Annotated in this window: 15 protein-coding genes; 5 read left to right on the forward strand and 10 right to left on the reverse strand. The window is 55.7% G+C overall.

Translation table 11 applies throughout. The features are described from left to right. Positions 1-92: 92 nt before the first annotated feature. Entirely contained in the window at positions 93-962 is an 870-nt protein-coding gene (locus NLX71_RS07400) for an RNA-guided endonuclease InsQ/TnpB family protein (protein WP_254362908.1), read from the forward strand. Between the two features lie 458 nt (positions 963-1,420). Next, complete coding sequence (locus NLX71_RS07405) at positions 1,421-1,789, forward strand: hypothetical protein (protein ID WP_254362851.1); 369 nt, start codon at positions 1,421-1,423, stop codon at positions 1,787-1,789. A gap of 76 nt (positions 1,790-1,865) precedes the next feature. Here NLX71_RS07405 and NLX71_RS07410 read toward each other — a convergent pair whose 3' ends face one another. After that, entirely contained in the window at positions 1,866-2,606 is a 741-nt protein-coding gene (locus NLX71_RS07410) for a hypothetical protein (RefSeq protein WP_254362853.1), read from the reverse strand. A 185-nt stretch (positions 2,607-2,791) separates the two neighbouring features. Next, positions 2,792-4,588 carry an ABC transporter substrate-binding protein gene (locus tag NLX71_RS07415; protein WP_254362855.1) on the reverse strand — a complete coding sequence of 599 codons (1,797 nt, stop codon included), beginning with the start codon at positions 4,586-4,588 and terminating at the stop codon, positions 2,792-2,794. A 156-nt stretch (positions 4,589-4,744) separates the two neighbouring features. Between NLX71_RS07415 and NLX71_RS07420 the strand changes: the two genes are divergently transcribed. Together NLX71_RS07420 and NLX71_RS07425 are read left to right on the forward strand one after the other, a co-directional pair. Then, positions 4,745-5,098, forward strand: coding sequence for a hypothetical protein (locus tag NLX71_RS07420; protein ID WP_254362856.1), 354 nt, complete (start codon positions 4,745-4,747; stop codon positions 5,096-5,098). Between the two features lie 473 nt (positions 5,099-5,571). Next, a complete protein-coding gene (locus tag NLX71_RS07425) occupies positions 5,572-8,730 on the forward strand; it encodes a hybrid sensor histidine kinase/response regulator (protein ID WP_375377901.1) in 3,159 nt (1,052 codons plus the stop codon). Between the two features lie 38 nt (positions 8,731-8,768). Here the strand turns inward: NLX71_RS07425 and shc are convergent, their stop codons facing one another. The 4 genes from shc to NLX71_RS07445 all read right to left on the reverse strand — a co-directional run bounded on the left by shc (position 8,769) and on the right by NLX71_RS07445 (position 13,026). Beyond that, on the reverse strand, positions 8,769-10,679 hold the full coding sequence (gene shc, locus NLX71_RS07430; protein ID WP_254362910.1) for a squalene--hopene cyclase: 1,911 nt from the start codon (positions 10,677-10,679) through the stop codon (positions 8,769-8,771). Between the two features lie 109 nt (positions 10,680-10,788). Further along, complete coding sequence (locus NLX71_RS07435; protein WP_254362859.1) at positions 10,789-11,547, reverse strand: HAD family hydrolase; 759 nt, start codon at positions 11,545-11,547, stop codon at positions 10,789-10,791. A gap of 67 nt (positions 11,548-11,614) precedes the next feature. Next, positions 11,615-12,016 (reverse strand): bactofilin family protein, encoded by a 402-nt coding sequence (locus NLX71_RS07440; protein ID WP_254362912.1) that lies wholly within the window; start codon positions 12,014-12,016, stop codon positions 11,615-11,617. Then, positions 12,016-13,026 carry a M23 family metallopeptidase gene (locus tag NLX71_RS07445; RefSeq protein WP_254362861.1) on the reverse strand — a complete coding sequence of 337 codons (1,011 nt, stop codon included), beginning with the start codon at positions 13,024-13,026 and terminating at the stop codon, positions 12,016-12,018. The genes NLX71_RS07440 and NLX71_RS07445 overlap by 1 nt, the downstream gene beginning before the upstream one ends. Before the next feature lie 125 nt (positions 13,027-13,151). Here NLX71_RS07445 and NLX71_RS07450 point away from each other — a divergent pair, with 125 nt between their 5' ends. Next, positions 13,152-13,532 (forward strand): hypothetical protein, encoded by a 381-nt coding sequence (locus NLX71_RS07450; RefSeq protein ID WP_254362863.1) that lies wholly within the window; start codon positions 13,152-13,154, stop codon positions 13,530-13,532. Here the strand turns inward: NLX71_RS07450 and NLX71_RS07455 are convergent. Genes NLX71_RS07455 through NLX71_RS07470 form a run of 4 tightly spaced genes read right to left on the reverse strand, consistent with a single transcriptional unit; the run spans position 13,527 to position 18,024 of the window. Beyond that, entirely contained in the window at positions 13,527-14,957 is a 1,431-nt protein-coding gene (locus NLX71_RS07455; protein WP_254362864.1) for a GerAB/ArcD/ProY family transporter, read from the reverse strand. The two genes, NLX71_RS07450 and NLX71_RS07455, sit on opposite strands and share 6 nt — an antisense overlap. A 30-nt stretch (positions 14,958-14,987) precedes the next feature. After that, positions 14,988-15,221 carry a hypothetical protein gene (locus NLX71_RS07460; RefSeq protein ID WP_254362865.1) on the reverse strand — a complete coding sequence of 78 codons (234 nt, stop codon included), beginning with the start codon at positions 15,219-15,221 and terminating at the stop codon, positions 14,988-14,990. Then, on the reverse strand, positions 15,218-16,399 hold the full coding sequence (locus NLX71_RS07465; protein WP_254362867.1) for a Ger(x)C family spore germination protein: 1,182 nt from the start codon (positions 16,397-16,399) through the stop codon (positions 15,218-15,220). Before NLX71_RS07465 ends, NLX71_RS07460 begins: the two co-directional genes overlap by 4 nt. Then, on the reverse strand, positions 16,396-18,024 hold the full coding sequence (locus tag NLX71_RS07470) for a spore germination protein (protein WP_254362869.1): 1,629 nt from the start codon (positions 18,022-18,024) through the stop codon (positions 16,396-16,398). Before NLX71_RS07470 ends, NLX71_RS07465 begins: the two co-directional genes overlap by 4 nt. Between the last annotated feature and the right edge of the window lie 24 nt (positions 18,025-18,048).

The following is an 18,048-nucleotide window of genomic DNA, read 5'->3' on the forward strand; positions in this document are numbered from 1 at the left end:
TGTGGTAATATTGTTGAAGAACAAAAGCCTTTCCAAAGCTCACCTCCAAGGATGTCGACGCCAAACTTCCATCCGCCGTAAAGAACCAAGCCATTCGAGATGCGCGAAGCATTCATAACAAGACGAAAAAGCAAGGAAAACGTCCGGTTCTCAAGCGCAGAGCCTACTACGTCAATAACCAGAACTATTCACTTGGGGACCACAGCGTTGCATTTCCTGTGATGTTGGACGGAAACGTACAGCGGCTCAAGATTTCGGCTCATGTAATGGAACGCGAACAACGTTTGCTATCCGGCGGCAAGCTTGGTCTCTTAAAAGTGGTTGAGAAGTCGGGCAAGTGGTACGTACAAATCTCTGTTGAAAGAAAGACAGAACAATCAACCGGCGATGTCATAATGGGCATTGACTTGGGCTTAAAAGTCCCTGCCGTTGTTGTCACCTCGACAGGGAAGACGAAATTTGTTGGCAACGGCAGACAGAACAAGTACATACGCCGCAAATACAAAGAGCGCAGAAGAAAGATGGGCAAGTTAAAGAAGCTGTCTGCGATCCGTAAGCAAGAAAATAAAGAACATCGCTACATGAAAGACCAAAACCACAAAATCAGCCGTAAGATCGTGAACATGGCGATTGAAGAAGAAGTATCGGTCATCAAGCTGGAGAAGCTGACGAGCCTTCGCCAAACGACAAGAACAAGTCGTAAAAACGCAAAAAACTTGCATAACTGGTCGTTCTATCAATTGCAAACGTTTATCGCATACAAAGCGGCATTGGCCGGGATTAACATCATCGAAGTCAATCCAGCGTACACCTCCCAAACGTGTCCAAACTGCGAGAAACGGAACAAGGCAATGGACCGAACGTATGAGTGTTCATGCGGGTATCGCGCACACCGCGACAGGGTTGGAGCGATCAACATCCTGCGCCAACCTGTGATAGATGGTAACAGTCTATCAGCCTAGATAGCTATACGCTCTGATCTAGGATGAGCTAATGAGCTAGCTCTTAACTTAGCAGTCTGCACAAAACAGAAATGGCCTGCGTGCGTTAACTAGCTAAGAATCCCACGGCTTTAGCCGTGTTGGAGGCTCAAGAGTGGTCAAAATGACGAAAAGTCTACCTATTTTTGAATTGCTATAATAAGAACAGGATGGTAATATAAAACATAATGTCCATCAGGGAATTCATAGAATTGTCACATCTGGACGTAGACGGAAGGAGCTATCCCTCTTTTTTGCGAACATAACTTCATCTCTATAACGGTATTTGACGGGTTTCAAGAACTTGTCATGAAGACAACGAAATAAAGGGCGAACGGCGTCGAAGGACGCAGTCGCCCTTTTCGCAGCTTTACGGCAGGTGTCGTTATGATGTCCGGACATGTCGTTTTTAGTCATTTATACAAGGAGGCGGAAGTCCAATGGTGGGAAAGGACCCGAAAAGCTTGTTGTCGCCACAAGAGCTTGAAGCATTGATGCATCGCCCTGAAGGAAACGGATCGGGAAGTGACGGGCATGCGGAGATGGAGAGCGAACTGGAGCGGCTTCGTCTCGAAACAACCCGGTTGGACCTGACGGTCGCCCGGCTTATCGAAAGGGTAGAGCAGTTGGAGCTCCTGTTGGAAAGCCGCTCCGCGTACGAAGCGGTTGGGGGCGTCTCCGAGGCGTCCGCGGCAGGTGAATGGAATGCGCAGGAAACCGCTGCCGCGAAATCCGTTACAGCCCCGCCCGCCCTGGAGGAGCCGACGCTTTCCCGGGTGAGAACGTACGGCCGCAAAAAGCGCTCCTAGGGAAAGCGGACTGCCTTTTGCGGCCGATCCCGGAATCGGGAGCTGCGGAATCCTCAGGAACCGATGGGGAGCACCATCATGACTGCGGCATCCGCGGCGTCAGGAACCGGCCGATTTCCTCCGGCAACACCTCCGTGTTTGAAGGATGGAAGTAATAGTTGTTGTCGTCGCGGAACAAGCTCTGCTTATGCGCGACCGGCTCGCCGGTTTGAAACACGATGCGGTACTCATTCGGGTCTCCGCCGTTCACGACCGGCCGGTAGTTTTCTTTCTTTTGCCCGTGTCCGAGCAGCTCCATGAACAGCCCGCTATCGGCTCTTTCGAGCGAACGGAACCGCTGCCAGGCGCCCGCTTGCTTGGAATAGACATACACGTCGATCCGTGTCACCCGCCCGGCCGGAACGTCCTTGTAGCTCCAGGTGTGGGTAAGCTTGCCCTCTGCGTTTTTTGCGCTGTATAGCTTGTAGCCGCCCACTTGGTTGTCCGCCTTGGCGGCAATCAGCGAATGGTCCGGATACCCCTTGACGGCATAAAGCCGCGTGCCTTCCTGTAAAATCGCCGCATCCCCGTCCTTGATCGCATAGCTCGGGTTGGTGACGGCTCCCTCGACCCTGAACTTCACGGTGCCGACAACCTCATCTGTCACGGCGTCCGGGGAGGCAGCCACCGCTTCGTAAACCCCGTTATAATTCTTTCCGTTCAGCTTGACGAAATCTACCCAATCGATAATGGCATTTCCCGTCTTCCATGGGTCCGTTTTGGCATTGCAGGCAGGCAGTACGAGCAGCAGCAGGCAGAGCAGCAAACGCCAAACCATCGTCTTCACTTCCTTTCGTCCGGTAACCGGGCAGGGTGTATGTAGCGTAATAGACGCACGTCTTCGTCCGAAAGTTGCGCAGCGGCAAGAGCGAAGGCGTCCCCTACAAAACCTTTACTACTGTAATCGTAGAAGCCCCGGATTATAATCCTGCGTCGTCAAAGCCCCGAGATCGCCACCGCCAGTCACGGCTTAAACCAGATGTTTTTGAACTGCACCCAGTCCAGCGCGTCCAACGAAATGCCTTTGACGGATTCGTGATAGATCGTTTTCAACCGTTTGAAATATAAAAAGTGAAGCACCTGCTTAGCGGTCAAATGCGCTTCAATCGCCTGCAGCAGAGCCGAACGGCGGCCGGACGACGGCTCGCGCAGCGCCTCTTCCGTCAATGCGGCGACTTTGGCTTTGACCGCAGGCTCCAAATGCCGCTGCATGCTCTTGTACAAGTCGATGAGCCGGAGCTCCGCATCGTTGTCGAGCATGATAGAGAACAGTAGCAGATCGGCGTACAGCCGCTGCTCGCTCTTGAACTCTTCCACGGACAGCAGCTTGATCTCCACGGCAAAGCCGGCTTTCTGGAGCAGCGCCTGCACATGCAGCGCATCCGGCTCGTAGTGCGTGATCGTGCACAGCGTCAGCCGCTGGCCGTCATAGGCGGCTCGCTTGAGCAGCGCGCGGATGTGATCGGTCTCATGGGCAAGCGGCTCCGCTTCCGGCCCCGTGCTTCCATGCCCGTGGCCGATAAAACTGTCGGCCGTATAGATGGCGTCGCCGCCGATCCGCTCCAGCAGCTTGCGGCGGTTCAAGGCGGCGCATACCGCGCCCCGCAGCGCAGGGTCGCTGAGCGGCCCCTGCTTCAGCAGGTTGAAGGTCAGGAACCGGCACGTCGCCCCCGGCTGCTGCACTTGCTGCCAGGTTTCGGAAGCTTCGTCGGGCAGACGGTAGTTGTGGATAATCTGGAAGCTCTCCAGCGTCCGGTCGCTGCTCTGCACCTGCATATCGGGAATATGCCACAGCTCCACACGGTCGAGGTGCGCCCGGCCTTGGAAATAAGCGGGGAAAGCGTCGAGCACGCACATGGACGCATCCAAGTGCGTCAGCTTGAACGGACCGGTGCCGACGGGAGCGAGCGCAAACCGGTCCCCCAGTTCCTCGCACAGCTCGGCCGGGACGATGGAGGCGCGGTTCGTGCCGGCATATTGAGGCAGCAGCTCGCATGGCTCGGAGAGCCGGATGCTGACCGTGATCGGGTCTGCCGCTTCCACGGAGTCGATATGCCGGTGCACCCAGCTGTACAGCGCGCCGGTCGCCAGCCGCTTGAGCCTCTCGAACGTATATTTTACGTCGTCCGCGGTCAATTCTTTGCCGTGATGGAACTGGATGCCTTTGCGCAGATGAAACGTCCAGACCGTCCGCGCTTCGTTCACCTCCCAAGCGTGAGCAATATGCGGCTCGATCGTTTGGGTCAGCCGGTTGTAGCGCACAAGCGGATCGAACAGCTGGTGCACGAGGTGGGCTTCCGTCCGGAAATTGGTCGTGGCGGGATCGAGTGACAGCAGGGACTGGGTGAGCGGAAACCGCAGCGTATCGAAGCGCTTGCTGCCCTGCATCTCGCTGCTGTAGCCGAAATAGCCAGCCAGCCAGCGGTGGAAGCTGTCTCTTAGCGACCCTTCGGGCGAAGAGACGTTCAACTGCTCAAGCGCGCCCCGCAAATCTTTGCGCTCGACAAGGTCTTGCGCGATCGAGAGGATGAGATCCTCGGCAGGTTTATAGAACGTCAGGGCGGACTTTTGGCCGCGCCCGCGCTTCGGCAGCCAATCGAGCCAGGCTTCGCTTTGCATTTTTTTGAGCAGCAGCACGACATTGCGGTGTGTGCAGCCGAGAACGGCCGCCAATTCGTCGAGATGGACGAGGTGCGGCTGCTGCTCGGCAATATGCGGATACTGCTCGCGAAGGCGGATATAGTGGTTTACCAGCTTCATAGAACAACCTCCGTGGGTTCTGAAAAATATGAAATTTATATTTCAAAATTTACTCTTTTTATTCGTGTTTTTCAAGTTACAATAAACGTAGATGGGCAATTGGACAAATTTATAATGAAATGGAAAATAGTTCATCAACATTGAGGAGGAATTCGGATGTACTGTCCTTCATGGTCCGATCAAGAGCAAATTCGAGGAGTAAAGCGGCTTCCGCTTACGGTCGCCTGGGGCGACCAACTGCTGTCGGAGGCCGAAACGGCCGTGAACGCGGCGCATACGGACGAGGAATTGCGGAGGGCGGTATGCGCTCTGGCGCGGATCGCCTACGGGCACATTCACGGAAAAGACCTGCTCGACCTACTGCAAGTCGACGACAAGGAAATTTTGTGGGATCTCGCGGGGGATAGCGATCGTATACAAAAAGCAAGTTTTTACGAGCTGCGGCAATGGGCTAACCGATGGAGCCGGCAAATCCGGCAAAGCAAGCATGAAGCGACCCTGCTGCAATAAACTTAAAACAGGCTAAGCCAAGCGGAGCTAATTCAATATTCAATATTCAAAAAGAAAAAAAACTTTCAACGAAAGGATACGGAGAATGGTATTCTTGTTATTAAAGTTACTTAAAATTATTGTTTTTTTCTCATTATTTATGACGGTTAGTTATTTTTTTATTTTAGACAAAAACGTGAAAAAAACTCTATTATCATCGTTGTTAGCTGTTATTATTTTATTTTTAGTTGATGTTTTTTTTCCAATGCTATTTATCTATTTCTTTAAGCAATATTAGCAACTAACCTAGTACACCATCAATCCTTATATGCATCTGTCATTCCCTCTTGATGAATTGGTGGCACAACCATCATATGGAATGGACAGATGTTTTTCTATTATTTTATCAATTTTTTGTAAATTTTCATTTGTCAGGCACTATGTTTTGTGAAGAGCCAAAAGGAAAGACGCAACGTTTGTCGAAATTTACAGCTATGACGCAGACATCAAACAACAAAGCTCTCAAAGCGAGTGCCGTAATTTTATTATTCCTGTCCGTTCTCCTGGGCCTTCGGTGGTTTTGGTTTTGGGCGTATACGGCCCCGGAGCATCCCCGCGCGGTTCAAGGTGTGCTGGATCTGCGGGGCTGGAGTCTGGAGCATTACCGCACCTTTACGCTCGATGGCGAGTGGGAATTTTACCCCGGCGCCTTCCTTTCCTATGAAGACATAGGGAGTCCATCTGCCGGCCATCCGAATGTTGTCCAAGTTCCCGGGAACTGGAGCGAAGGGATGCCGGAAGGCTCAGAATCGTCGTTCGGCTACGGTACCTATCGGCTGCGCATCCTTGTCGATCAGCCGTTAAGCCAGCCGTACGGCTTCTGGATTCAGGAGATCATGGCCTCGTCCGTCATCGAAATTAACGGACGGAAGGTAGCAGAAATTGGCCGGACAGCGGAGAACGCGAAGGTGTACGAACCGAGAAAAGTTTCTTACACCGCAACTTATGAGCGGAACGGCGTGAGAGAAATCGAACTGCTGGTACGTGCAGCCAATTACGAGAATCCTCATTCCGGAGGAATTATCAAGTCGATTCGCTTCGGCTCTCAGGCGGCCATTGATTACCAACGCGGGTATTCCATCGGGTTTCAGCTCGTCACCTTCATTGTGCTGCTGCTGCATGGCTTGTACGCCGTCATCTTATATTTGTTCAACCCGCGGCATAAGGTGCTCCTTACCTTTTTCCTGTTGCTTGCGGATGCAGGCATTTCTGTCGTTTCCGATCATGATACCCTACTTCTGCTCTGGCTGCCGCTCAATTTCGCCTGGGCCCTGAAAATCAAGCTGATTTCCTACTTATGGCTGCCTTTCTTCATGCTGCTTCTGGCCAGAAACTTTGAAGGTTATGCCGCCGGTAAGCGATGGTTCCGTGCTTATGGCGCCGTGTTGGGGAGCTACTCGGCGTTTCTGCTCGCCGCCACCCCGCCGCTTATTTACGATTCGATAGACGCCCATGTGTTCGTTTTGCTTTATTTATTTCCCGTCATCTGGTTTGCGTATCTGCTCGGCCGCAAGGTGGCCCGAAAAGAACAAGACGCCTTGTTTTTACTGTTTACCGCGATGAGCATCGTATCCAGCATTGTCTGGGGCGTCCTCTCCCCTTATAACGCAACGAGAAGTGTTTACTATCCGATCGACATTATCGCAGCCATTGTTTGCTTCTCGGCCTACTGGTTCAAGCGGTTTTTCCGCAACGCCGAGGAGAACGCCAAGCTGAACGAGCAGCTGCGGGTGTCCGACAAGCTGAAGGACCAGTTCCTTGCGAATACGTCGCATGAGCTGAGAACGCCGCTGCACGGCATTTTGAATATCGCCCGGACCGTTGCGGCCAAAGAGAAGCACGCCATGGACCGCGCCAGCTTCGAGAACTTGGAGCTGCTGATCACGATCAGCAGCCGGATGTCGCAGCAGCTCGACGACCTGCTCGACGTGGCGCAGCTGCAGGAAAAGCGCATCGTGCTGCAGAAGGAGCCGCTGCGCATTCAAGCGGTCGCTTCTGGCGTCGCCGGGATGCTCCGGTTTATCACCGATTCCAAGCCCGTTCAGCTAAAGATTGAGATGGCGGATGCGGTGCCGACGGTATGGGCGGACGAAAAAAGACTTGTGCAAATTTTGTTCAACCTGATACATAACGCTTTGAAATTCACGGACGAAGGAACGGTGGTCATTTCCGCCTATGCCAGCGGCGAGCTGGTCGTTGTTCAAGTCTCCGACAGCGGCATCGGCATGGATGAGGAGACGCAGGCGCGCATCTTTTTGCCCTATGAGCAGGGGGCTCACGGACAAAGCGACAGCGGGGGAATCGGCCTTGGCTTAAGCATCTGCAAGCAGCTGGTGGAATTGCACGGCGGCGAGCTGACGGTCCGCTCCGAACCGGGCCGGGGCTCCGTATTCAGCTTTGCGCTTCCGCTGGCCGCTGCGTCGGGCCTCCCGCCGAAGCACACTCCGCAATCACGGACTGCTGAAGAGGAGGAAATGGGGGACGGCTTGAGCCTGTCCGAGGACTTAATCGGCGAGTGGCCTGACCTGCCGTCCGCTGCGCCTTCCTTTACCGGGGAAAAAATGAACATTCTTGCGGTCGATGATGATCCGGTCAACCTGAAGGTGCTCGTCAGCATTCTCTCTGCGGAGCCATACCATATCAGGACCGTTTCGTCAGGCCAGGAGGCGCTGAAATTGCTTGAAGCGGAGCCTTGGGACCTGCTGATTGCCGACGTCATGATGCCGCATATGTCCGGCTACGAGCTGACACGGCGGGTGAGGACTCATTTTTCCATTTCGGAGCTGCCGGTGCTGCTGCTGACCGCCCGAAGTCAGCCTGCGGACATCTACACCGGATTTTTGTCCGGGGCCAACGATTACGTGACCAAGCCGGTCGATGCGCTAGAGCTGAAGTACCGCATCTGGTCGTTAACTACGTTGAAGCAATCCGTCAACGAACGGCTGCGCATGGAAGCCGCTTATTTGCAGGCGCAGATCCACCCTCATTTTCTGTTCAACACGTTGAACTCGATTATGGCTTTGAGCGACATGGATACGGACAAAATGCGCGATTTAATCGACGCCTTTGCGTCGTATTTACGGATCAGCTTCGATTTTCTGAATTCGGGCAGGCTGGTGGAGCTTACGCATGAGCTGGAGCTTGTTGAGTCCTTCCTGTATATCGAACAGGAACGGTTTGGCGACAGGTTATCCGTCGAGTGGGAGGTTGAGCCCGATATGGATTTGACGCTTCCTCCGCTGACGATTCAGCCCCTTGTCGAAAATGCGGTCAAGCACGGCCTCCTTGGCCAAGGGAAGGGTGGCACGGTCATGATCCGGATTGTCCGCCACGAGGGCTTCGTACGGATTGAAGTGAAGGATAACGGCGTTGGGATGGAACAAGAACGGGCCGATCAACTGCTGAATCTGACGATGAAAAGCAAAGGCGGAATCGGGCTGTCCAATACGAACCGGCGGCTGAAGCAGCGCTACGGGAAAGGCTTATCGATCCAAAGCAAGCCCGGCGAAGGCACGACGGTATCGTTCGCGATTCCGGACCGGGACGAGCAGGACGGGACCAAGCATGAAGAAGCGCGAATACGTATGGTTTGACCATGAATGCTGTCTCCTGTTCGTTGGCTTTCGTACGCTCAGGACCCGTATTTGTTCCTGTAGTGCGCCAGCGCCAGCAGCGGCCAGATCGCGTTGTAGCTGTGATAGCGCACGTAAAAATCGCCGGGCAGCGCCGCGCCGGTAGGATACTTGGCCGGCCAGGAAGTATCCCCGGCCTCCAGCATGTCCACGAGCGCACGTGCCGCTCGGTTGATGGCGTCCGTCGGCGCCGGATGCACGGCGATCAGCGCATCGAGCGCCCAAGCGGTCTGCGAGGGCGTACTTGCGCCAAGCGGGATGTAGAGCTTGGCCCGGTCGCTGCGGCACGATTCGCCGAAGCCGCCGTCCGGGTTTTGGATGCCGGTGAGCCACTGCACCGCTTGCTGCAGCTCCGGTTGATCGGGCGCAACCCCGACAGCCGCGAGTCCGGTTACGGCGGCCCAGGTGCCGTAAATGTAGCAGATGCCCCAACGGCCGTACCAGGAGCCGTTCCGCTCTTGGCAGCCAAGCAGCCACCGGACGGCGCGCCGGATGAACGGCTGCTCTTGGCGGATTCCCGCCCAAACGCCCAGATATTCCAGCGTGCGCCCGGTCAGGTCCGCGGCCGAAGCGTCAATCGCCGCCTCCGCGCCATCGACGGGAAGGGCGGTGAGCAGCGGGGAATTTTTGTTCCGTTCGAAGGCCGGCCAGCCGCCGTCGTCGTTCTGCAGCGACAGCACCCAATGAAGGCCGCGGCTTCTTGCTTCGCCATACCCGGCCTCGGGCCGCCCCGGACTCCGGCGCAGCGCCCGCAGCGCGGCGGTCGTATCGTCCACGTCCGGCACAATCGTATTGATGTCGGAGAACCCCCAGCCGCCGGGAACGGGGTTCGTGACATCGACGCTCCAATCGCCGAGCTTCGTATGCTGGCGCGAGAGCAGGTAAGCGTCCGCCCGCCGGATCGCCGGATGCGAGGCTGGCAGTCTCGCTTCCTGCAGCGCATGGCTAAGAAGCGCCGTATCCCAGACGGTGGAGGGGGAGTTTTGGATGTGAAGCTGCCCGTCGGGTTCGCAGGCGAGCGAGATCAGCCCTTGTACAGCTCTTGCGATGACGGGATGCCGCTCGTCGTATCCGAGCGCCAGCAGCGCATACACCATCAGGAACGTGCAGGATGCATAGCTGTACAGCGTCCCGTTCGGTTCGATCCGCTCAAGCATATAGCGCTCGGCATGCCGAAGCGCCAGCCTGCGGAGCTCTTGCGGCAGGCAAGGCAGCTTATGCAGAGCGCGTTGGATGTCGTTCCACCAGCCGGAGAGGCGGCGGTCTTCCCCGACATCCCTATCCTCGGCATGCGCCGACCAGCGCCCGCGGGCCGGCAGCAGCTCGGACAAGTCGGGCATCCCCGCCGTTTTGACCGTGAACTGTTTGATGCCCAATATCGCAACGGGCGCCAGATGCACGCGCGCGTAACTGGAAAAGCGATAAAAGCTCAGCGGGAACGACCGGGGAAGCAGCAGCAATTCCGGCGGAAAGGGGAACGGCCGCGGCCAAGGGTACTGACCGATGACAGCCAGCATCGCCTTGGTCAACAAGCCGCTGACGTTCCGCAGGCCGCCTTTGGACAAAATAAACTGTCTCGCCCGCCGTAGCGCTTCGTCGGAAGCGTGCAGCCCGGCATACCGCAGCGCCGCATAAGCTTCGACCGTCACCGACAAATGTCCGTCCCCGTCGTCGTAAAACCATTTCCACGCGCCATCCGCTTCCTGCTTCGATAAAATCCGGTTTGCTAAACGCCGTATAAGGTTTTCGTCCTTGACGTTTAACGATCTTAATAACACGATCAGATACCCGTCCGTCACGATCCCGTTTTCAAAGCAAAAACGCCACGTCCCGTCCGGCGATTGCCGCGTCAGCAGCATCTGCATCAAACGATCGGTGGCGGTTTCGACAATCCGGTGGAGGCTGCTCATTCTCATCACCCTTTCCCCATCATTGTATGGGGGCTCCCGGCAAATCATGCGCGGGTTCGCGAGGAAACGGGACGAGCATGCGGGCCTCCGGCCCGGTATTCGGGAGCGGTCAGGAGCCCGTGGTGATTTTCGCAGCGGTATAATCGCGAATCGTTTCGGGGATGTACCGCAGGGAAGAGAGCGTGAAATAGGCGCCGGAAGGTTCTACGTCCACTTCGACCTGATTGTAGGCCCACTCCAGCTCCACGGGCATGAAGATGGCGTGAATACCCGCCTTGAGCGCCGGGGTAATATCGGTGCGAAGCGAATTGCCGATCATCCAGGTGTTGTCCCGGTCGAATTCTTTCATGCGGATGAGTCCGTCGAGGTACTCGGCGTTTTTATGGCGCGTGACGTAGATCCGGTTGTCGAAGAACCGTTCCAGCCCCGCTTCTTTTACCTTGCGCATCTGAACCGTCGGGTCCCCTCCGGTGTACAAGTGAAGCGTATGGCCGTCTTCTTGCAGCATGCGGAGCGTCTCTTCCATATAAGGATACGGCTCGATGCTGTGACCGTAGACGGAGGCGCCGAGCTCGATCAGCCGTCTGACTTCCGCTTCATTTTTGGATCGGCCGGTTAAATCGGTATAATATTCGTACGTATCAACGAACGATTGGGGGAAGAAGTCCGGCACAAAGCCGTTGACAAGCACCCGCTCCAAATCGATTTCCGCTTGTTTTTTCTTGATTTCCGCGATGGACAGGTGGTAGCCGTGAAACCACGCTTCCATTTGGTCCGCGAATTGGTCGATCACCAAGTCGAAAAATTTGTTGCAATACAGAAGCGTATCGTCCATATCAAACAAGATCGTCTGCTGCATTTTGGTCATAGCGATTTCTCCTACTCTCTCTATGCTTTTTGTTGTTTTTTGCAACAACAAAAAGCTTTTCTCTTCATTATAGCATGGCTATGACAAGAGACGCATCCTCCTGCGGCGCTTGGCCCATCTCGCTCTGGCCTTGGAACACGGCCCCCGGCTCGATAATTAGCGTAGCGGCGCGGACGGTGCCGACCAAGCGGCCCGTCGGAGTGATGCGGACGATGCCCTCCGCCTCCACGCGACCGTCCAGCCTTCCGGCAATGACAACGTCGCGGGCGCGCAGATCGGTGGAGCGAACGATCCCTTTCTCTCCGACCGCTACCTCGCCTGCGGCTTGAAGCATGCCTTGAAACTCGCCTTCGATGCGCACGTCGGCTTCCGAGCGGAACGCTCCTTCGAGGATGCTTCCCTCGCCGATTAGCGAGACGGAGCGCCCGGAACGCGAAGAGCGGCTTCGCCAACCGTTCATTCGAAACATCACTTGTTCCTCTCCTTTTTTCGATTATCGCTTGGCATATAGGGGACAGGATCGGTGCTTTTGCCGCTAAGCAGCACCTCGTAGTGAAGGTGGGGTCCGGTGCTGCGGCCGGTTGTTCCCAGTTGACCGATCGCCTGTCCTTTATCGACCGGATCGCCCCGATCCACCTGCGCGCTGTTCAGATGCATGTACCACGTCCGCAGCCCTTTGTCATGCTCGATCACAACGTTGTGCCCGTGCAGCCTGTCATAGCCGGCCGAGTGGACGACGCCGCCCGCGACCGCATAGACCGGATCGCCCAGCTTGCCCGCAATGTCGATGCCGCGATGGAAGCTGAGCTTTTTCGTAAACGGGTCTTTGCGGTAGCCGTAAGGGGAGGTAACGACCTTGGATAATGTAGGCCATATATCGGGCGTGCGCTGCTGCCGCTCCTGCTTTTCCTGAAGCTGCCGCTTCGTTTGGCCGAGCCGGGAGGCGAGCTCCTTCATCTCGGCGCGCAGCGACGCGTAACGGGCTCCCGTCGCCGCAGCCAGCTCATGCGTCTGCTCCTCGGTTGCGGGGAACGCTTCGCCGCCCATCCCCCCCGCATCGGCAGAAACGGCTGAGGATACAGGCTGTCCGCCGGCTTTCCGGCGCTTGATGCTGCCGGGAGCCAGCTTGTGCAAATCCTGCTCGAGCCGCTGCATCCGCTCCATTTGGCTTCGGACTTCCGCGGCTTGCTTCGAAAGCGCATAAATATCGTTTTGCAGCCGTTCGATGGCCGCGTTTTTACGATGTAAATCTTGCTCCAGCTGCGCTGTCCGCCCTTTCATCTCCACCGATTTCAGCGAAATGGACACGGTGGAGTGCAGACTGCGAACAGACAGAACACAGATCGTCCCGAACAGCAGCAGCATAAGAGAGGCAGCGCACCATAGGGCGGCGCGGGGCAGCTTGAGGCGTACCACGCTTCCGTTCGCCTCGGGAATGATCACGAACGTCAGCTTGCTTTGAAACCACGTGAACTTCATGACGGCTCCTTTCGGTGGATCTGCCTCGGCCCGAAACGGTTATTTGGCGAGGCCGGTCTAGAAAAGTCCTTCTTTCTCATACACATACCTAATAGAACAGATTTGCGTATGATGGAGGGATTCGCTTGTCATTTTTACATTCAACCCACATGGACCTGCTGGAGCGTTTGACGCTTCATCTTAAGCAGGATATTGCTCTGCAGGCCGAAGACTTCAAGAGTGGTGCAGGCGTGCTGAATCAGGTCGGTAAACGGTTTATCCGGATGGATGAACGCTATGTCGTGCCCGCCTCGATGCAGGAAATTGTCCTTTTTGATATCCCGAAGAAGGGGGCGGGCTCCCGCGTAAACGTCCGGACAACGTATGCCGGCACATTCGAGGCGGTTCTGCTCTGCACCGGGGCCGATTTTGTCGAGCTGCGCGTAAACCGGGCCGAAGAAGAAGAGGAACTGGTCATTCTCATCCCCTTCAGCCGGATCGTTGGGATCGAGCGTGCCAGGTCATGACGTCTGCGCCGAATTGGGGGAACTCCTCGCTGCAAGGTCCTTGGCTTTCCGCATCTCCATGTGCGTAACGAACAGCAATAACGCCAGGACGAGTGCATATCCGAAGGCGGCCAGCTTGCCGATGATCGCATAGTTCCGGCTGAAGATCAGGCCCGCGCCGACGAAAACAAATCCGAAGGCGAGCAGCACATTGCCGGCTCGCAGCCAGGTACGGCCTGATATCGCGCCCAGACGCGAGCCGAACCGTTTCCCGGGGTGGCGATTTCCCCCTTTGGACTCACCGTCCCGGTCATGTCCCTGACTTTTCCCCGAAGATGCTTCCGCATGGCGCTCGGGACTTCGTTTCGGGAATCTTCGCATGAGCAGCAGCATAGCCGCCAGCAGCACCGGTTGATAGCTGAGCACAAACACGGGCGAGCTGTAATTGCCGAAGCTGAATACCTCCGGCGTGCTCTTGAAAGCGAGAATCGTGGTCACCAGCAGAAACAGGCTGACCGGGGAATTGATAAGCGTGTAGTCCCTTTGCCGGATCAGGCTGGTAATCCCGATCAGGAAGGCGAGATAAATGAAGATCATCTTGCCGACGATAATCGGGAACCAGATGCTCAGAATAAGCAGATCCATCCGGTCCAAAAAGTCCGTAATTTGAATGTGCTGCACCAAGCTGTAATTTGGGTAAATCAGGTTGCCGGGAATGTTCGGCCCGAGGACGGACACTTCCATCAAGAGGAAAAGCGACAGCAGCGCCGTAGCCATCAGCGAACCGTGCCGAAGGGCGGAGTGAACCTGTCTGGAATTCCAGATCATATGCAAAAACGCCCCTGCAATGATGATATCCCCGTACCAGCCGATACTGAGGAGGCCTGCGTATCCGAGCTGCTTAGGCGAAGTCGTCAATACCGGCTGCAGTAGACGGAAGCTCATTTCGTTGGACAACAGGAACGGCAGCATGAATGTGAGCGCGAAGAACACGGGAAAAAACAAATCATTGACCCGGGAAATCACTTCAGCACTGGTCCGGCCGTAAAACATAAGCATCACGACGAGGAGCAGAACGAGCATTTCCTCGGGGGTATTCGGCAGAAGAAGCGTGCCGATGAACTTGCCGAACATCCGAAGATCGCGCAGCAGGATGAACCATACGTGGATCAGCACTACCATGTTCGCGAGCATGCCGAACCAGCGGCCAAACAAAATAAAGTTGATCTCGAAAAGATGCTTTCCTGGAAGCCGCATACTGAGCTGTGCAAAAACGTAGGAGATGAAAAGAATATAGACGGTGGGCAGCAGATAGACGAACCAGGTATCCATATGCGAGATTCGGATCAGATCGTGCTGGATGCTAAGCAGCCCGCCGCCGATTAGCAGCGATCCCACCAGCCAGGAGAGCTGTCTTTGGTTAATGATTTGCGTGTTGACAGGCATGCGTTCACCCGCTTTCCTCCATCGCTTCATTTACTGAGGATGGATAATTGAGAAAACCCACGGCGATACCCGATCGATAAAAAAACGTGTCGGCATTGGGGGCGGATAGCCGGACGCCATGCAGAGAAAAAGACCCAGTGTCACAAGCGTAAACAATATGTACAGCCGTGCTGTTGCCTTCGGCTGCCTCGCCCAATGCTTCAAGTTCAAAAATAAATGAAACGCCATCAGCACCATGAACCAGACGAGAAACTGGGAATTCATCGGGCAGGCTCCGCTTTCGTCACGTTTTCGTAAATCAGACCGGTTTCCGTAAGCACGCTTTTTACCTCTATGCGGAAATCGGCGTCCTTCATCCCGGCCGGCCAGCGCGATGCGTACTCCTTCTCCCAAAGCCCCGGATGCTCCCGCCACAAATACAATCCGAATTGTGCGGAATCCGTGTCATTACTGATCATTTTGCGGATCGTTTTCCGCATCGCTTGTTCGATGTAACGGTTCATCGCTTCCTCCACTTTTTGGACCTTGCCGGTTTGACTGAAGTCGTACATGCCCAAGCTTTCGGTTACTTTGGCCTTGGCTTTCGTACGGATGTCGAATCGAAGCTTTCCACGTTCCGTATGGACCCGAATCTGGCTTTTCGAATCGAAGATGCTCACCGTAATCGTATACCGGTCGTCGATTTTTACGGTTGCGGTCGATTGTACGGGCATGCTTATCAGCCAGGCGAGCCCGCTTGCCTCCGCATTCTCGAACACGCCGGTCATTTTGTCTTCGCGAAATTGCGCATAGCCGAGGAACTCGATTTCCTTCGATTTTTTCGCATTTTTGGAGGTTTTCTCCGATTCCTTCATGCCCATGTAGGCCGTTACGGCATCGCTGCCAAGGCTGCTGAGCGCGAGGGCGACTTGCTTCATGTTGATAGGGATGACGTTTCGGGCCTTCATAAGCTCCCGAATCGCTTCCGACGGGAAGCGCTCAAATTGCGGCGTTGCTTGCAGCAGCTCGTAAGCTTTTCCTTTGGTGACGACCATATAAATCGTCATCCGGCTTTCCGGAGACCGGGGCGTCGCATCGAAGACGTTCCGGATTCCCCGTTTGGCAAAATCCTCGCCGATCAACAACGTTCTGCGGTGCGCGAAAAACATGCGGCGGGACATCCGCCGCTGCAGCCGGGCCTGCGCCTCCCGAAACGTGGTGCCGACTTCGGAATCGACGTAGTAGCTTTTGGTTCCGGCCGTTCCGCCTCCGCCTCCGGAGGCTCCGCCCATATTGCCGGGGAGCGGCATCAATACGCTGTACCGGATCTTGCCGTCTTGCTCCATATCCACCGCGGTCGTCAAAATAAAGGCCGTGTCGTTGATTTCCACCCGGTCCCAGCACCCGGTCAGGCAGAGCAGGGAGAGCAGCACGAGGGATAGGCGGGTGCGGTGCAAGCTCATTCTACAGGCTCCTTTCCTTCTTCTATCGCATGGTCGATGGTTTTGCCCCGCTGGCCAGATTGCTCCGTAATTTCCTGCGGCAGCGTATCGTCTAACCTCCTGCTGTCCTGCAGGGGCATAAAGGAAGGACGTTGTCCCATCGCCCACCAAGGTGAGCGGAAGAGAATATCCTTCAGGTCGCCGGAGGATAGCGGCGCGACTGGCGATAAGTAAGGAATGCCGAAGGAGCGGAGGTTGGCCAGATGTCCCATGATCAGCATGATCACAATCAAGATGCCGTACATTCCGAACAGCGAAGCGGCGATCAGGATCGGAAACCGCAGCATCCGGATCGCGATCGCCCCGTTAAACCGCGGAATCGTGAACGAGGCGATCCCGGTGAGCGATACGACGATCACCATCGGCGCAGATACGATGCCTGCCTGCACCGCCGACTGTCCGACGACGAGCGCGCCCAGAATACTGACCGCCGACCCGATCGCTTTAGGCAGCCGGATGCCCGCTTCCCGAAGCGCCTCGAAGGTTACTTCCATGATCAGCGCTTCGACAACGGCCGGGAACGGGATCGCTTCTCGGGCGGCAGCGACCGATAGCAGCAGAGACGTAGGGAGCAAGTCCTGATGGTAAGTTGTAATAGCGACGTATAAGGCCGGCGTCAGCAGCGACAGCACCATGAACGTATACCGCAGCCAGCGGATCAGCGTGGCCACCTGATACCGCTCGTAGTAATCCTCGCTGGCCTGCATAATTTCGGCGAAGACGAACGGCACGATGAGCGTAAACGGCGTCCCGTCCACCATAATGCCGACGCGTCCCTGCAGCAGGGCGGCCGCGACGACATCCGGCCGTTCGGTATATTGAAGCTGCGGAAAGGGCGAATACGTCGAATCTTGAATGAATTCTTCGATATAGCCCGATTCCAGTACGGCATCGATGTTTATTTTTTCGAGACGTTTGACCACTTCATGGACGACGCTCGAGTCCGCCAGATCGTCCAGATAAGTAACGACGACATTGGTGTTGGTTTCCCGGCCGAGCGTCATCGGTTTCATTTTTAGATGCGGCGTTTTCAGCTTGCGGCGGATCATGGACGTGTTCGTCCGGATATTTTCTACGAACCCCTCGCGGGGGCCGCGTACGACCGACTCGGTATCGGGCTCATTGATGGACCTTTTTTCCATTCCCCGCATGCCGAGCAGCAGCGCCTTGTTGTTGCGCTCGACGATCAGCCCCGTGTCGCCGCCGAGTACGGAAAGCAGCATATCCGCATAATTGTCCGCCTTCTGAATCTGGGAGACGGGCAGCGTCATATCGGAGATGTTGTCGATCAGTTCCTCTCCGCCCTCCAGAATCATCAGCGACTTCATCGTCTCGTTCACCAGCTCCGTCTTGGCCATGCCGTCGACAAAAAACAAAATCGCGGGCAAGCTGTGCTCGATGCGGAACTCGCGAATGACGAAATCGGAGCAGTCCTTGAACAGCTCCTCCAAATAACTTTTGTTTTCTTCGACGCTCATGAAGACAGGCACGGAGCGCAGCTCGTCGATAAAACGGTATTCCGCTTTCCGCAGCGGGTGTTCCGGGGCGTCCTGTCCTTTTTTCTTGCGGTTTTTCGTATGGATCATGACACTCCTTCCTGCCCGCGGCAT

The organism is Paenibacillus sp. MZ04-78.2 (genome assembly GCF_024213375.1).
Taxonomy (GTDB): Bacteria; Bacillota; Bacilli; order Paenibacillales; family NBRC-103111; genus Paenibacillus_G.

Coding starts and splice junctions, on each gene's coding strand:
- NLX71_RS07415 (WP_254362855.1), bottom strand. CDS start 4,588: ATGAAGCTGGTAAACCACTATATCCGCCTTCGCGAGCAGTATCCGCAT.
- NLX71_RS07435 (WP_254362859.1), bottom strand. CDS start 11,547: ATGACCAAAATGCAGCAGACGATCTTGTTTGATATGGACGATACGCTT.
- NLX71_RS07405 (WP_254362851.1), top strand. CDS start 1,421: ATGGTGGGAAAGGACCCGAAAAGCTTGTTGTCGCCACAAGAGCTTGAA.
- NLX71_RS07425 (WP_375377901.1), top strand. CDS start 5,572: ATGACGCAGACATCAAACAACAAAGCTCTCAAAGCGAGTGCCGTAATT.
- NLX71_RS07420 (WP_254362856.1), top strand. CDS start 4,745: ATGTACTGTCCTTCATGGTCCGATCAAGAGCAAATTCGAGGAGTAAAG.
- NLX71_RS07465 (WP_254362867.1), bottom strand. CDS start 16,399: ATGAGCTTGCACCGCACCCGCCTATCCCTCGTGCTGCTCTCCCTGCTC.
- NLX71_RS07410 (WP_254362853.1), bottom strand. CDS start 2,606: ATGGTTTGGCGTTTGCTGCTCTGCCTGCTGCTGCTCGTACTGCCTGCC.
- shc (WP_254362910.1), bottom strand. CDS start 10,679: ATGAGCAGCCTCCACCGGATTGTCGAAACCGCCACCGATCGTTTGATG.
- NLX71_RS07445 (WP_254362861.1), bottom strand. CDS start 13,026: ATGAAGTTCACGTGGTTTCAAAGCAAGCTGACGTTCGTGATCATTCCC.
- NLX71_RS07455 (WP_254362864.1), bottom strand. CDS start 14,957: ATGCCTGTCAACACGCAAATCATTAACCAAAGACAGCTCTCCTGGCTG.
- NLX71_RS07440 (WP_254362912.1), bottom strand. CDS start 12,016: ATGTTTCGAATGAACGGTTGGCGAAGCCGCTCTTCGCGTTCCGGGCGC.
- NLX71_RS07470 (WP_254362869.1), bottom strand. CDS start 18,024: ATGATCCATACGAAAAACCGCAAGAAAAAAGGACAGGACGCCCCGGAA.
- NLX71_RS07460 (WP_254362865.1), bottom strand. CDS start 15,221: ATGAATTCCCAGTTTCTCGTCTGGTTCATGGTGCTGATGGCGTTTCAT.